The following is a 14,033-nucleotide window of genomic DNA, read 5'->3' as shown; positions in this document are numbered from 1 at the left end:
TCAATCAGAGTTATACAGATCAACTTAATGATTCACAGCAACGTCTGCTTGCTTTACGGCAACGTCTGCACCGTTTGTCAGCTTGTTTTGCCCTGAGGTTACGATCACATCTCCGGGATGGAGTCCGGCCAGAATTTCGATGTAGTTATCCGTCAATCTGCCCAGGCTCACTTTTCTTTCAAAGGCCTTATTTTTGCCTTTATCGACCACATATACAATGCTCTGGTTGTCTAGATTTTTGAGCACTGCTTCCGTCGGAACGGCGAGAAATTCACTTTTTTCACCCGAATTGATCTTGGCTTCGGCGATCATTCCCGGGCGAATCAACAGCTTCGGGTTCCTGATCGTGATTTTCACTGTAAAGGCACGTGACGACGGATCGGCAGCCGACCCGACTTCCGTTATTTTTCCTTTAAACGTCTCGTTTAACGATGAAACCAGTACTGTTGCCTCCTGGCCCAATTTGATATTATGCAACTCACCCTCCGGTATATACGCAACCGCTTTCACTGTGCTGATGTCAGCTACGACAAAGAGTGGAGTCCCCGTCCCTGTGATCTCACCAACTTCTGCACCCTTCGTTAAAAGCACCCCGCTGATCGGGCTATACAGTCTGGTATCCGAAAGATTTTTGGCTTGGAGCTTCTGTTGTGCTTTCGACTGTTCGAGTCCATGGCTGATCTTTGAAAAATCACTTTCGCTGATGCTTCTCCGGTCATGCATGATTTTCAGACGCTGGTATTCGTCCTGCACCTGTGCTACCTGTACATCGGCGATTTCTTTTCCAATCGCATAGTTTGTCGGTTCCAGGCTGGAAATCAGCTGCCCTTTCCCGATTTTTTGTCCCTCCTCGGCGGCTATGTAGCCGATCTTGCCAGCCACCATAAACCCAAGTCTTACGGTTTTCTCACCTTCGATATTCCCACTAATGGAAATCTGGTGGTCGGATTGCCTTTTTTGAACTGTGGTAGTGACCACCGATAAGGCATTGACAGGGGCCTCTGCCAGATCTTTTTGTTTTTTGTTGCAGGAACCAAGTGTACATGCAGCAAGTGCAAGTACACATAAATGAGTACGTTTCATGATAAATGATAAATTAAGTATTAGACTGCTTTTTAGAAGGAAATCCCACTGATTTCGTGGGTAGTGATCCCGCTGGTTGGAATGCCCAGGAAGATCAGGTACTGATAGACTAAATGAACAAAGTAGGCGCTTCCGGTCAGATAAAAATGAAGCACGTCCCGGGTGTTTTCATTGATTACCGATTCGAGCGTTTCCTGCGGTATGGGACCTGATTCCAACGATGCTGCTTCTTCAAAGTAGGTTAGAAAACGATCCGGAAAATGGCTGTGCATGATGCCTAGCTCTTTTACAAACAAATGATCCCTGTTTTCTGCGAAACAAATAAGCGAAACATGATTGTCGTTCCCCTGAACGACCTGTTTCTTTACGTCTTGAAATGTGCTGCTGATACCGGCCTCGTCTGTAATAAAAACAAAATGGTACGTGCCGGGCACACGCTCTGAGTCTTTCATAGTTAAACATTTAATTAACAATGCAAAGCTCGGGGCATTCAGGAAGATTTCTTTTAAGCTAGATTAAAAAATGAAAGGTAGTCGAAAATATTTCATCTAGCGTTGTGCTCTTAAAACACTCAGGGTCTGTTGGGTTATGCCGATATACGACGCAATATGCCCGAGTGGGGCACGCACCAGTAGATCCGGATGGTTGTCTACGATGGCTTTGTAACGGTCCTGCGCGGTTTGAAACTGAATGGCATAGAGCCGCTCGGAGAAAGCATGTAATACATCGATCAAGAGTAATCTGATCATTTTCTGAAGAGATGGATAGATTTCTGAGATTCTCTCAAACTCATGGTAATGGGCAGAAACGACGATCCCCGTCTCGAGAGATTCGATCCCGTATGGAGCCACCTTGTTGTAAAAAATGCTCTCCAGCGGCAATGCGAATGTGTTTTCCAAGAAAAAATGATGCGTAATGTCTTTACCGTCTTTTAAATAATAAGTTCTGAGTAGACCTTCCTGCACAAAGTAAACCTTTGTCCCGCGGTTATGCGGCTCCAAAATCTTTTGTCCCTTATGAACTGTCTCCATTTTGAAAACGGAGGCAATTTTTGAAGCTTCTTCTTCCGAAAAAGATTTTGAGGTGAAAAAATCTTTAATTTCCATGGGTCTATTTTGTTAAATCCAAATTTAAAAAATGATCTTATCACCAGAAGGGTACAGTCCAAATCATACAAAGTTGATCATTTCCTGTGATAACCTCGTGGATACCAAAAATCAGCGAATGCCTCAGCCCCGCACGCCAGGCACGATTATGCTAGAGAATGGTATTACCTGCATTGGGCGTTAGTCCCTGTTATTCGCTCTCCATCTCAGAGCTTGTTTTTCAAACATAATTAAATAAGAAAATGAGTCAATTTAAAGTGAAAGTCCTGTCTTTCGAGCAAATTCAGGAATTGCCCGGATCCTGGGATCAAAAAGATTTCATAAGTCTGCTAAGTGCGATGGATTATGATAACCCCGCCGACATCAATGATTCTGAGTTAAAGGAAATGTGTATGCTGTCCTTGACCGACTTTGAGCCTGAGGAAGCAGCAAAAATAGTTTTGGATTACACAATTGCCGGACGTCTGACAGACGGGCAGATCGACAATCTTTCACATGAGATATTAACTGAAAAACTTTGGGAAGAATATCCCGAACTGCCCCTACATCCCGATCTTTTTAGGTCGACTCAATTGCTTTATGACGCCTATAACGGCAAATTCCCACGTGCAGAAGCGGTTCGCTTCACAATTGAAATTGAAGGCGACGTCAGTATTTTCGATGGCAACCCGGAAGCTCCGATTTTAAGAATTCTTGCAGCTGGCATGTCAGACCGAAGTTTGATACTTCGCCTTTTTTCAAATCAGATCGAAGGAGATCGTTTTGATGAGGCGAAGGACATACTGTGGCAGTTGAACACGGTTTCCCGAAGCGAGACTTCCATCACCTATGACATCGTGAGTTCGGCATACTGGCTTGAAGAGATCAAATATGCAGATAGCTACGATGCCGAAGCACACGCCGACGCGATTGCAGACGAAGATGTCTGAGGCAAGATAGTTTGGTACATTATCATTCGAAAGATCCGGCGGCCCCGTAGCTGCCGCAGGATCTTTCGAATTCAGCGATGCACTATTGAGTAATTACATCGATTTCAGCATAACCGGCATCATCATTTCCCTCCGTATTGCGGAGCGCCCGGAGCTTGACATACCGGGCTTTAATAGCGTCGAATTGCTTGGTCTGGCTTAACGGATTGTTCTTAATATTTGAGAATTCACCCTCAGTTGCCAGTTTCCACGTCTGACCGTCGGTTGAAACATAAAATTGGAAATGGGAAATGATACCGTTGGTTCTGCCTTGTCCCGGAAGGTATTTGAAACCGGTCAAAGTCTCTTCTTTTCCCAAATCAATGGCGATATCAGCCGGCATTTTTTGTTCCTTCGGGCGGTACCAGGCTGTATTGGGGTTCCCGTCGATCACAGCGCTGGCTTTGTCGTCGCTGAGGTCCAACAGCTTCCAGTTTTTATGAGCGATGTCAAATTTCTCCTTTGCTTCCGGACTGCTCTCCCCTGACTTTGCATCAAAGGCAATGGTACGAATGTCAACTTTTCCGTCCGCCTGGATCGGCCCCTTATACCGCATTGACTGCTTATTTGGTGAGCTGCCGTTGAGCGTGTAGTAAATATCGGATTCTTTATCAGCGGCTTCTATGGTCACAGCGCCATCCCTATTTCTGCTGATGGCCGGCGCGGTAAGCACCTGAGGGGCATTATAAACCCCAATACTTGAAATCACCGGAGAACTTTTCGCATCTGTAATGGTAAAACGGAGTTGCGTTGCTTCGACCGTTGGAAACACCAGAATCCGCTTATAACCGATCGTGCTCTGGGACGCCAGTTGCTTCCATTCGCTCCCGACCTTCGCTTCGACCTGAAAGGATTTCACCCGCTGACCCAGGGGAATGTATTCCTGCACTAGAAAGCGGTTAAAGGTGGTCGGTTTTCCGAAATCGATAGTCAGTGAAGCAGACGTCAGGTTGTCGTCAGCAGCCCAATAAGTATCCCACTTTCCGTCCACAGCTTTATCAGGACCATATTCTTTCGCATTGCCCCGGATATTGGACGCACTGACCTTTTTGTTCGCAGCAAGATCTACGGCAAAGGCTTTTTTAACGGCTGCCGCCAGTTCCAAAACCGCTTTTTCATCGTTTTCATGAATCAGCCCTCTTTTGTCGACCGGAAAATTGAGCAATAGTGTTCCGTTCCGGCCGAAGGAGCTGTAATAGGTCTCCAATAGCCGTGGCAGTGTTTTAACCTTGCTGTCTTCATATTCATGGTAAAACCAGCCCGGACGAATCGAGGTATTAACTTCTCCCGGCACCCATGAATCCCCATTTTCGAGACCATGGCGCAGCATATCCCTGCTGACTTCGCCGGTTGCATTTAGCAGGCTCCAATTTTTTTCACCAACGTGGCCGTCTTCGGTGCCAACCCAGCGAAGGTCCGCCCTATCACCGCCATCGTTCCAGATAACAATATTAGGCTGCAATTTTCGGATCAATTGATAGGTATTGAGCCAGTCGTAGTAGGTTTTTGCATCGATATGACGCGTCTCTTTGGCGCCGCCATAATATCCCGAGCCGCCATTCGCGCCGTCAAACCAGATTTCAAAAACATCGCCATAATTCGTAAGTAGTTCCGTAAGCTGGTTGCGGAAATAAGTAATGTATTCCGGCTTGCCGTAATCGGCGTAATTACGGTCCCATGGAGACAAGTATATTCCCAATTTGAGACCATATTCTTTACATGCATCGGCCAATTCCCGAACGATATCACCCTTCCCTCCTTTCCAATTGGAGTTTTTTACCGAATATTCCGTGTACTTAGAAGGCCACAGACAGAACCCGGAGTGATGTTTTGCTGTCAGGATAATGCCCTTCATCCCGGCTGCCTTACATACCCGCGCCCATTGGCGACAATCCAGCTTTTCCGGATTGAAAATCTTGGGATCATCTTCCCCGTATCCCCACTCCTGATCCGTGAATGTATTGGTTGACAAGTGAATGAAGGCATAGTATTCCATTTGCTGCCATCTGATTTGGTTTTTGCTAGGCACCGGACCAACTGCCTTTGGAGGCGTGGGTTGCCCCAGGCATTCCCCGATTAATTGTGCAAATAATAGCGCAACTAACAGCCCACTCAGAACATTTCTCCGGCTATTTGCCTGGCTGTCTACCGACTTACTTTTTTTCATTATTTTACGGTTGGTGTTGTGGTTTGATTTTTAATCGGGTTATTCCATTGTATCAATTTACTCCATGAGCTACCATTTCTGGTCAGTCACTGAGCAGTCTATATGCAATCTGATGACTCATTGGGAGACCAGGCAAAACTAGGTCACGCTACTGGTAAAAATTGTGCAGAAAAAACACTTTTTTTTGACCAAAACAGACTTTCACAATAATCCTGGTCACTTTGTTCGGTTAAGGGACAAGGATTCTGCCGAGGCATCCGGTCAGACGGCCCGGGAAGGGCCCGCGTGAAAAGCGCCTGCAAGTTAGAGATAGGTTAAATACAGAGCGTGTTTTGATGTCAGGCCTGCTTTCATTTATCGCTGCAAGCTGTCAAGTGCTTTGTGTACTCTTCGATAAATCTGTCTCGTTGTTTTTTGTAATCTTCTATATTATCAAAACTTCTTAATTCGGGTTTGACATTGTTGAAATAAAAATAAACAGTCACACCATTGCCCGGAAACATCACAAAAGTCCCCAAAGTACTTCCCGTTTCTATTGACCCCCGGCTTAAACCGAAAATTTTGTAGCCGTTGAATTGAAGCTCTATTAGTTCTTTGGTTTCCATTCCCGATGAATGGGCATTTAGATATTTCAAATTATCAAGTAATCTTTTCTGGTCAGTTTCGTATGAATCTTGTGCAGAAAGCTCGACTTTTAAGCTTACGAATTGAGCTTTTTTCTCGTTGTTGTACGAAACGCGATAACCGTCAATTCGGGTAACTTCAACTTCTCCGTTTTCAGTGGCAACAGTCCGGGTTTTTTCCGAAGTTTTCGGGAGTCTTTCAGGCTTGGTTGCCGTTAAGCTAGTGGCATCTGAAAAAGATATAAAGCACTTATCAATTTTATTTTGATTTGTAAAACTGAACAACGCAATGGCCATTGCAAGCGTGAAGAGGAATAGCGTTTTGAATTTCATTTTTTTGCTTGTTGTGATGTTAGCGCGGCTGGTAGGCTATCCTTCCATAGAGGGCAACGTCTCCGCTTCTTAGTTTCTATGTACTACTTTATCTGCGTTTACTTAAATTTATCGCTCTTGCCAGTCGTGGGCGATTATACCGTTGAAGTAAAATAGGATACAGATTTAGAAATATATTGAGTGTTAATAGCCAGAGAGATTTAAGGAGTCCAAACTTAAACGCGACGAAAATATTGAATCCCATCACTATGAAAAAAATTATTATATGTCCCAACTCCGATTGTTTTGTTTGGTAATGAAGATGCATTAAAGCTTTGGTGTTCTTCTCTATTGGATTCGATTTTTTGTTCAATCTTTCCCAACCAATCCAGATCAGCAATTTTCTGAACCAATTTATTCCAAGAGACTCATATATTTTCCCCCTCGACTCCCACACTTTTTCATTATAGTATGAAGAACTAAGTTGGCTCTTTAACGTTTCAGTAAAAGTAAGCACGCATCCCATTAACATAAAGTTAAGCACCCACGCGAAGAAAAAACCTTGTACTCCAATATAATGGACCAGGGCGTAAACTAACCCTATTGTAATTATTGTAATAAAAATCAAAATAAAGGCTTTTCGCATAAGTGCTTTTTGTTTGGATAGTAAGATGTCGCATCATGAGTACGGCTTGGCGATGTGGCCGATTGTAATGTGGTAATAATACAAAGCACCAGTCATCAATCCGTCACACTAAGCTTTAAATTGCTCCCCAGACCCTGCCTGATGATCCGCATCAAAGTCGAAAGCCTGATGTCGCTGGCGTTGTTTTCAATACGTGAAATGTAGGTTTTTGTGGTACCACATTTCTTCGCAAGTTGCTCCTGTGTTAAACCTTGTTTCTTACGCAATTCCTGAATCATAGCTCCTAATGTGGAGACTTCAAATTCTTCTTCATATTGCGCATTCCCGGCCGTTGCTCGTTTGCGTTGCTGATCGTCCGGTTGTGCGGAAAAAGCGGTTAGCTTTTTATCTGAAGTCCCGTTGCTCATCGAAGTATTCGTTTTTTGCCGCCGTCAGATTCACCTCCACTGCCAGGCATTATACAACCTATTGCCTCCTGTAAGCTTTAAAGTTAGCTAACTAGATAACAAGCGCAAAATCTCCTTTTTAGTTTTTTGATCTGAAGCAGGTCTTGAAATGTCACAAAGCCGATATTTATTTTTAATTTCCGACTAAGTACCTGATCTTTCCAACTCAAACATCTGAATTGACATGAAAACAAAACAGTGCATCTTTCTAATGGTTGTCGCAATCAGCGTGTTCTCGATGGCAGCACGAAAAGCTTTCACGGCCGACGACCTGGTCGGGACCTGGAAATACCTGATCAGTGATGTTCCACCCGAATACGAATCCGGACTTTTGGTTTTCGAGCAAAAGGAAAATAAAACGGTCGGATACGTTGAGGCCGCTGAAAAGAATGAGATGAAGGAATTAACAGTTGATCAGGGAAAAGTCACTTTTACAACAGAAAATCAGAACGGCGTATTCAAATACAATTTTATGCAGAAAGGGGACACTCTAACCGGAACGATAGGATCTCAATACGGAGATTTTCCGATAAAAGCGGTCAGGCAAGCTAAGAAGTGACCGAATGCGTATTTTTAGCTAGTCACTTTCTAAATTTGGTTGTTTCTTACGGCTGCCTCGTCGGTTCGTGAACCGATGAGGCCAGTTGTTGCTTCGGATTCGCTCTCAAATCCTTTCTTCACTTCCTGATCGCCACCTTGGGGAAGGAAATCGTTAGTCCATTGCATGATGGTGGTTACCGCTCCCGGAGCAATACCGTTCATGGCTGATGCCGCCCGAGCAATAGGCGTCAGGATCACTTCGGAATCACCGGCGGCAATGCCTTTCACAATTTCCGATGCCGCTACACGGGCGTCCATCGATAAAAACGGCAGCGAATCCGCGATCTTAAACCAGGCGTATTCATCCTCGTGCGCACCTTTCAGGGATATATTCCGGGGACTTCCTGTGCGCATCAGGTTGGGCACCACGGTGGTAATGTGAATATTGTCCTTTTTAAGCTCAGCAGCCAGTCCTTCCGAAAGGCCGGTCAATGCAAATTTGCTAACGCTGTAAGGCAGCATATGCGGCACAGATATTTTTCCGCCTATCGAGCAAATATTGGCAATGCGGCCGCCTCCTTGTACCCGGAAATGCGGCAGCGCCGCTTTAATCATATACAACGCCGACCAGCAGTTGGCGTCCATCAGCCGGTGATAATCTTCTATTTCCATCAAATTTTCGGGCCCGACCATCATCACACCCGCATTGTTGATCAGCACATCGATCCGGCCAAAGTGTCCGATGACCTTTTCGATCACCCGCGGCGCTTCATCCTGATGCGATAAGTCGGCGGCAATGGTCAACACTTCCGCTCCAAGCGCAGTGAGCTCGTTCGCTGCGATTTCCAGATGCTCCTGCGATCTGGCACAAAGCACGATTCTGGCACCTCTGCCAGCGAGGATGCGTGCGGTTTCGAGCCCTAATCCGCGCGAGCCACCCGTAACTACCACGACTTTTTCACGAAAGTCCAGGCTTGTTACGCGCCTGTATGCAGCCCTTGCGATAGCCATTGCACCCAAGCCGGCGAGCGCAATACCCAAGGTTTGCCATTTATTTTCCTGCAAAAAACCGAAAGTGTTCTTCATGACATGTAAAATTAAAAGGCGTTAGTGCAAGCACGAGCTGTTTCAGAATAGAAGAGCTGTATCGTGGTTTTGTAGCTCTGAAAGAATAATTTTAAGCGTGTCAATATGCTTCTCCATTTCATTCTTCCTTTCGAGATGATCTAATGACAAGGAAGTGTACCCCTTGTTGCTATACTCGATTTCGAGTTTGCGAAGCAGGTGTTTGCGCTCTTCCATCATCCTCAGGGCTACCCACAACGTTGTACTTGCCGTTTCTGCCTGCTTGACCACTAAATCCCGCTCTGTATAAGAATGACCAATATGACACCGGTAACGATTGATGATATCCCCTTTTACTGTCCACAGGTTGCCACCACAGTCCGGACAGGCAAAAACACTTTTGTCCCCAATTTGTTCCACATCATCTATACCCACTGCCGTTTTTTCGGCTATCTGTGATTCAAGCACCACATCCTGAGGAGCCGATGTAGGCACTCCCCTGTCCAGAGCAGTTATCCGGGCTATAAGCGGGCCGGTTTCATCAAGCTCAATAACGTAGTCCACATCCATGTTGTTTACTACCGACAGCGGCATGTCGGGATATTCGGCCTGATTGGGATCCTGAACAATACAAGTTCCACCACTTCTCTTGATGGCCCACATCCCCGAGGTTCCGTCATCCAGCATACCGCTCAATATAATCCCTATGGCGTTCGACGTATATGCGACAGCGGCAGAGCGGAAGAGTACGTCGATTGAAGGCCTGAAACGATTTTCCTGGGGACCGGATCCTAACAAAATTTTACCACTCTTCACAAGCAAATGCTGGTTGGGAGGGGCAACGTAGATATGCCCTGCCTCAATCAGAGTGCCGTTTATAGCCATACTGCATTCCATGGCCGTCGACTTACTCAACCGGTGCACCACGAAATCGCCAATGCCTTTTCGGGATAAATGCAGGACGATACAGTAGGCGACATCCAATCCGGTAGGCAGGGTTTGTACCAACTCGGCAAGTGCGTTCAAGCCACCAGCAGATGCTCCTATTACTACAATGAACCTGGGTTGATTGGCCATGATATTTGGTTGAAGTGTACTGTAAACTTACTGCCACGGCCCGGCTCACTTTCAACATCGATTCTACCTCCCGAACTATGAACGATCTTGCGGGCCAGGTACAAGCCAATGCCGTAGCCTTCACCATCAGTCCGAAGCCTTGTGTATTTCTCGAAAATGGTAGCAAGATGACGTTGTTCTATACCAGTTCCGTTGTCTTCCACGGACAGAGCGATAGAATCACGTTCTGACGCGATCCGGACAACAATAATTGGCACTCTTTCAGATCGGTACTTTACACCGTTCGCGACAAGGTTATAAAGAATACTCCGCAGGTTTTTTTTCGAAAACACAATCTGTTTTACCTGAAAGTCCCTTTTGATCAACGCCCCGCTGGCCTTGATCCGCTCGCTCAGACTCCATTCAATGTTATCCATGAGTTCCTCCACATCGACTGGCTCTACCTCGAGGGCATTGCTTTCTATTTTAGCGACCGCGGCAATCTCACTGATCAGCGAACGGAATTTCTTTACCGAACCGTTGATGATCGGCAAGACTTCTTTGAGCTCCGGGTCAGGGGTATCCATGGAATTCATAAGCGAAATACTTCCTTCAATGTTACTTAATGGGTCCAGCAAATCATGGGACGCGGTATGCACGAAATTATCCAGGTCGGCATTGATGCGCATCAACACCTCGTTCCTTTTATCAAGTTGCTGCTGAATTATTTTGAGCTTTGTAATATCGTTAAACGTAATGATGGCCCCCGCGGTCTTGTTATTCATTAACTTAATATAAGGCATCGTCATCACCTGATACCAGTTGCCATCCTTTGTTTCAATTTCTTTGGTTACAACTATATCATCGGCCAATACCCGGTTGATATCCTGGATAATGGTCTCTATCTTAAAATTGGTAGATATGTTGCTTAGCGGCCTGCCAATGTCACTTTCAAGCAGATTGATCAACTTAACTGCCCCTGGGGAAAATTTGATTAACTTTAGTTGATCATCTATAAATAGTTGCCCGTTGATATTGCTCCGGAAATAATTATTAAGATCATCGTTGAGTTCAAGCAACTGCTTATTTTTCAGCTGATAATCAGAATTGATTGTGTGCAATTCCTCATTGATAGACTGCATTTCCTCACTGGTACTTTGCATTTCTTCATTCGCAGAAAGCAGCTCTTCATTGAAAGACTGCATGTTTTCATCGAGCGAATACAATTTTTCGTTCGATGCCATCAGCTTCTCCCTCAATTCTTTCACTTCCTGTTCCAGGTTTTGTGTGTACTGGTCGAAATAAAGTTTTTCATCGAAGACCAGATTGCCATTTGCTGCGATCTCATTTGCCTTGTCCTCACTGATTCGGACCACGAGCAGGCCATTATTCCGGCCTTTGGAAATCATTGGACTTATCGATAGGGTTACTTCAATAACTTGTTCACCTTGTTTTATTTTGATCCCGCTGACCGAAGCTGCCTCATCGTTCTGCAAGACTACGTCCACCAGCGCATTGTAAGCGATTGCCAATGGGCCTGGAAGGAGCTCGGCAAAATCCGTGGTCATGATTCTCTGCATTAGAAATTTGGTAGTATCGCCATAAAATTTGAGAACCTTCTCATTTTGATCGATGCATACTACCAGTTGCCCCAAATCCCTCATAACCGTCTCATTGATAGCGTCACCGAGCGTCCGATCTGGCACCTTAAAGTTCTGATCCTGAGACCGGGGGACATCCGTATGTTTTTTATAAGAAACTTCCGGCAGAGAGAATGATTCGAACCTTACATGCTGATTGGCATCCAGGTTTTTGTAAACTTTAAATTTTTTGCTGATTACTTTAAGGCTTTGCAGGATAGGTAAAGGGTTTTCGCTCGAGCCCAGAAAAAGATAGCCATACTGTTTCAGGCCAAATAGCAACATCAGGTATATTTTCTTTTGAAGGGCCGGCGTCATGTAGATCAAAACATTCCGGCAGCTTATCAACTGCATATTACAATACGGCGGATTTTTAACCAGGTCATGTTGGGCGAAAATAACCATCTTGCGGAGTGCCGGATTGACGATGTAATCGTCGCCCTCCATTCGGAAAAACCTCTTGAGACGTTCCGGTGATACATTCACCAGGATACCTGGCTTATAGATGCCCTTACTCGCCTGCGATAAGGCAGCACCATCGATATCAGTCGCAAAAATTTTGACCACATGGTTGTTGATCTCATCCCCTAACTGTTCACTGACCAGCATTGCCAGCGAATAGGCTTCTTCACCTGTTGCGCATCCGGCTACCCACATCCTAAGTTCCTGCTGAGGCGCCAGTCCCGCTATAATCGTGGGCAATACCTGGGCCTCGATGAAACTGAAAGATTCCGTATCACGAAAAAATCCGGTTACACTGATGAGAAAATCCTTCGCTAAGATCTCCAACTCTCCGGGATTGGCTTTAAGGAATTGGATGTAGGTTTCCAGGTTACTAAAATTATTGGATGCGGCCCTTCTTTTGATCCTTCTTAATATGGTGGAGTGCTTGTAATCGGAAAAATCATGCGGCAGTTGCTTGCTGATGAGCGAAATAATTTTACCTACGTGCTCTTCATCATGTATTCCTGACGCTAATAGATCCAATTCACGTTTTACGTAATCTTCTATGACCGCCGGCATTGCTTCCGGCTCCAGTATAAAATCCACTAGGCCCGTAGCGATCGCATTGGCCGGCATGCTGTGAAATTCCGTGCCGTCAGGCTCCCTCGCAATCACCAACCCACCTGCCTTTTTGATAGCCTTGACGCCGTCCGTACCGTCCGATCCAAGCCCTGAAAGCACGACCGCGATTGCCCTTGGGCCATAATCTAAGGCCAGAGAACTAAAAAAAACATTGATCGTCATGTGGGGAATACGATCATTGCTTTTTTCCTTCAGATACAGACAATGATCACGTACAGTCATAACCTTATCATTGGGGATGAGAAACACCTCATTGCCTTTTATCAACATGCCGTCCTGGGCCTCCTGTACGACCAGTTTGCTATGCTTGGAAAGCAATTCTACCATATGGCTTTTAAATTCCGCAGATAAATGCTGGACAATGATATAGGAAACCCCGTCGGAAGGCGTGTGGTCAAAAAAAGTATTGAGCTCATCAAGGCCACCCGCCGAAGCGCCTATTGCTATGATATGGTGTGGTTCTGCCGCAAACATAAGTTTTCTGGAAAGGTGAATAGTCGGCAAGGTAGTGCTAATTGCAACCTATTTGGGTTAACCGGGCACAATAACAGCCCCGTCCCATCTTACTTGCCTGCCGGTTCCGACTTTAAAAAGCGCTGTTTGTGTAAGCTAAAATTGTGCCAATACCTTATAACAGGCAAATGGGATGTATTAAGCGGGTCAAATGAGCAGGATGGCGCTTCCGACTTATAGGTGCAATGGTTGTGAATAATAAAAAGCGACCAACCTTAAAACGTTTAGAGGTCACCTTTCAGTGACCCCTAAAACTATACCCGCTTCGTACAACTGCATCTTTTAATCATCATCTCGGGACCGCAACTTATTGACTACGACAATCACCGTAATGATGGCGCCTACCGTGAGCAACTTGCGGGCCAGGCCAATTTTGTTGTATTTTAATTCTGATGCACCGCCATGTTCTGCGAATAAGTTTGGAATATGACCTCGTTTTAAATCATCTCCCAGTCCTTCCATCATATTGATCCGATCGGCGAAAAGAAGCGCCAACCAGTGTGTCCAGGTGGATTCACTGTACCTGAAAGCAAATCGCCGAAGCCGGCCACTCAAACCTGACGGCGGATTAGGCGAGCCAAATACGGCCGAGATGCCGGGGCGTTCATTGGAATGAAGCACTTCAACCAAAGCCGGCTGTTGGGCAGGCCGCTCCCAAATCATCCCTTTGTTGTCGTTTTCGGTCCGTCTTTTCATCGGGTAATTCGGCACGTCCAACGGGTCCGAATCGATTCCCCAGCCATTAATGTGGCGATAATCTTCTGCTGTCTTTTTCATAACAC

At 45.5% G+C, this 14,033-nt stretch carries 13 protein-coding genes; 2 read left to right on the top strand and 11 right to left on the bottom strand.

Annotated elements, in window-relative coordinates; all coding sequences use genetic code 11:
• Nucleotides 1-24 precede the first annotated feature (24 nt).
• The 3 genes from LZD49_RS04120 to LZD49_RS04110 form a co-directional block, all read right to left on the bottom strand.
• Nucleotides 25-1,083 carry an efflux RND transporter periplasmic adaptor subunit gene (locus LZD49_RS04120; RefSeq protein WP_234666052.1) on the bottom strand — a complete coding sequence of 353 codons (1,059 nt, stop codon included), beginning with the start codon at nucleotides 1,081-1,083 and terminating at the stop codon, nucleotides 25-27.
• Between the two features lie 32 nt (nucleotides 1,084-1,115).
• Nucleotides 1,116-1,535, bottom strand: a complete 420-nt coding sequence (locus LZD49_RS04115; protein ID WP_234666051.1) for a hypothetical protein — start codon at nucleotides 1,533-1,535, stop codon at nucleotides 1,116-1,118.
• Between the two features lie 96 nt (nucleotides 1,536-1,631).
• The gene (locus LZD49_RS04110; RefSeq protein ID WP_234666050.1) at nucleotides 1,632-2,189 is read right to left on the bottom strand and encodes a Crp/Fnr family transcriptional regulator; all 558 of its coding nucleotides are present in this window, start codon (nucleotides 2,187-2,189) and stop codon (nucleotides 1,632-1,634) included.
• A 242-nt stretch (nucleotides 2,190-2,431) separates the two neighbouring features.
• Here LZD49_RS04110 and LZD49_RS04105 point away from each other — a divergent pair, with 242 nt between their 5' ends.
• Nucleotides 2,432-3,118: a hypothetical protein gene (locus LZD49_RS04105; protein WP_234666049.1), complete on the top strand. Its 687-nt coding sequence runs from the start codon at nucleotides 2,432-2,434 to the stop codon at nucleotides 3,116-3,118.
• 82 nt (nucleotides 3,119-3,200) lie between these two features.
• On the opposite strand, the gene LZD49_RS04100 is transcribed toward LZD49_RS04105, so the two are convergent.
• The 4 genes from LZD49_RS04100 to LZD49_RS04085 form a co-directional block, all read right to left on the bottom strand.
• On the bottom strand, nucleotides 3,201-5,324 hold the full coding sequence (locus LZD49_RS04100; protein WP_409021291.1) for an alpha-L-fucosidase: 2,124 nt from the start codon (nucleotides 5,322-5,324) through the stop codon (nucleotides 3,201-3,203).
• Between the two features lie 350 nt (nucleotides 5,325-5,674).
• Nucleotides 5,675-6,280, bottom strand: a complete 606-nt coding sequence (locus LZD49_RS04095; RefSeq protein WP_234666048.1) for a hypothetical protein — start codon at nucleotides 6,278-6,280, stop codon at nucleotides 5,675-5,677.
• An 88-nt stretch (nucleotides 6,281-6,368) separates the two neighbouring features.
• Nucleotides 6,369-6,785 carry a hypothetical protein gene (locus tag LZD49_RS04090; RefSeq protein ID WP_234666670.1) on the bottom strand — a complete coding sequence of 139 codons (417 nt, stop codon included), beginning with the start codon at nucleotides 6,783-6,785 and terminating at the stop codon, nucleotides 6,369-6,371.
• A gap of 215 nt (nucleotides 6,786-7,000) precedes the next feature.
• Nucleotides 7,001-7,312, bottom strand: a complete 312-nt coding sequence (locus LZD49_RS04085) for a helix-turn-helix domain-containing protein (protein ID WP_234666047.1) — start codon at nucleotides 7,310-7,312, stop codon at nucleotides 7,001-7,003.
• A gap of 223 nt (nucleotides 7,313-7,535) precedes the next feature.
• On the opposite strand from LZD49_RS04085, the gene LZD49_RS04080 reads away from it, so the two are divergent.
• Nucleotides 7,536-7,910, top strand: a complete 375-nt coding sequence (locus LZD49_RS04080) for a hypothetical protein (protein WP_234666046.1) — start codon at nucleotides 7,536-7,538, stop codon at nucleotides 7,908-7,910.
• A 29-nt stretch (nucleotides 7,911-7,939) separates the two neighbouring features.
• On the opposite strand, the gene LZD49_RS04075 is transcribed toward LZD49_RS04080, so the two are convergent.
• The 4 genes from LZD49_RS04075 to LZD49_RS04060 all read right to left on the bottom strand — a co-directional run bounded on the left by LZD49_RS04075 (nucleotide 7,940) and on the right by LZD49_RS04060 (nucleotide 14,028).
• Nucleotides 7,940-8,977: an SDR family oxidoreductase gene (locus tag LZD49_RS04075; protein ID WP_234666045.1), complete on the bottom strand. Its 1,038-nt coding sequence runs from the start codon at nucleotides 8,975-8,977 to the stop codon at nucleotides 7,940-7,942.
• A gap of 42 nt (nucleotides 8,978-9,019) precedes the next feature.
• Entirely contained in the window at nucleotides 9,020-10,033 is a 1,014-nt protein-coding gene (locus LZD49_RS04070; RefSeq protein ID WP_234666044.1) for a chemotaxis protein CheB, read from the bottom strand.
• Entirely contained in the window at nucleotides 10,006-13,212 is a 3,207-nt protein-coding gene (locus LZD49_RS04065) for a chemotaxis protein CheB (protein ID WP_234666043.1), read from the bottom strand. The genes LZD49_RS04070 and LZD49_RS04065 overlap by 28 nt, the downstream gene beginning before the upstream one ends.
• Nucleotides 13,213-13,533: 321 nt before the next feature.
• The gene (locus tag LZD49_RS04060; RefSeq protein ID WP_234666042.1) at nucleotides 13,534-14,028 is read right to left on the bottom strand and encodes a hypothetical protein; all 495 of its coding nucleotides are present in this window, start codon (nucleotides 14,026-14,028) and stop codon (nucleotides 13,534-13,536) included.
• Nucleotides 14,029-14,033: the final 5 nt, after the last annotated feature.

The organism is Dyadobacter sp. CY261 (assembly GCF_021440085.1).
In the GTDB taxonomy this organism is placed as follows: domain Bacteria; phylum Bacteroidota; class Bacteroidia; order Cytophagales; family Spirosomataceae; genus Dyadobacter.
This window is presented reverse-complemented; position numbering and strand designations above follow the sequence as displayed.

Bases quoted from the DNA above. Each gene is read 5' to 3' on its own strand.
- LZD49_RS04080 (WP_234666046.1), top strand. From the start codon at position 7,536: ATGAAAACAAAACAGTGCATCTTTCTAATGGTTGTCGCAATCAGCGTG.
- LZD49_RS04115 (WP_234666051.1), bottom strand. From the start codon at position 1,535: ATGAAAGACTCAGAGCGTGTGCCCGGCACGTACCATTTTGTTTTTATT.
- LZD49_RS04100 (WP_409021291.1), bottom strand. From the start codon at position 5,324: ATGAAAAAAAGTAAGTCGGTAGACAGCCAGGCAAATAGCCGGAGAAAT.
- LZD49_RS04120 (WP_234666052.1), bottom strand. From the start codon at position 1,083: ATGAAACGTACTCATTTATGTGTACTTGCACTTGCTGCATGTACACTT.
- LZD49_RS04090 (WP_234666670.1), bottom strand. From the start codon at position 6,785: ATGGGATGCGTGCTTACTTTTACTGAAACGTTAAAGAGCCAACTTAGT.
- LZD49_RS04105 (WP_234666049.1), top strand. From the start codon at position 2,432: ATGAGTCAATTTAAAGTGAAAGTCCTGTCTTTCGAGCAAATTCAGGAA.
- LZD49_RS04075 (WP_234666045.1), bottom strand. From the start codon at position 8,977: ATGAAGAACACTTTCGGTTTTTTGCAGGAAAATAAATGGCAAACCTTG.
- LZD49_RS04110 (WP_234666050.1), bottom strand. From the start codon at position 2,189: ATGGAAATTAAAGATTTTTTCACCTCAAAATCTTTTTCGGAAGAAGAA.
- LZD49_RS04065 (WP_234666043.1), bottom strand. From the start codon at position 13,212: ATGTTTGCGGCAGAACCACACCATATCATAGCAATAGGCGCTTCGGCG.
- LZD49_RS04060 (WP_234666042.1), bottom strand. From the start codon at position 14,028: ATGAAAAAGACAGCAGAAGATTATCGCCACATTAATGGCTGGGGAATC.
- LZD49_RS04070 (WP_234666044.1), bottom strand. From the start codon at position 10,033: ATGGCCAATCAACCCAGGTTCATTGTAGTAATAGGAGCATCTGCTGGT.
- LZD49_RS04085 (WP_234666047.1), bottom strand. From the start codon at position 7,312: ATGAGCAACGGGACTTCAGATAAAAAGCTAACCGCTTTTTCCGCACAA.
- LZD49_RS04095 (WP_234666048.1), bottom strand. From the start codon at position 6,280: ATGAAATTCAAAACGCTATTCCTCTTCACGCTTGCAATGGCCATTGCG.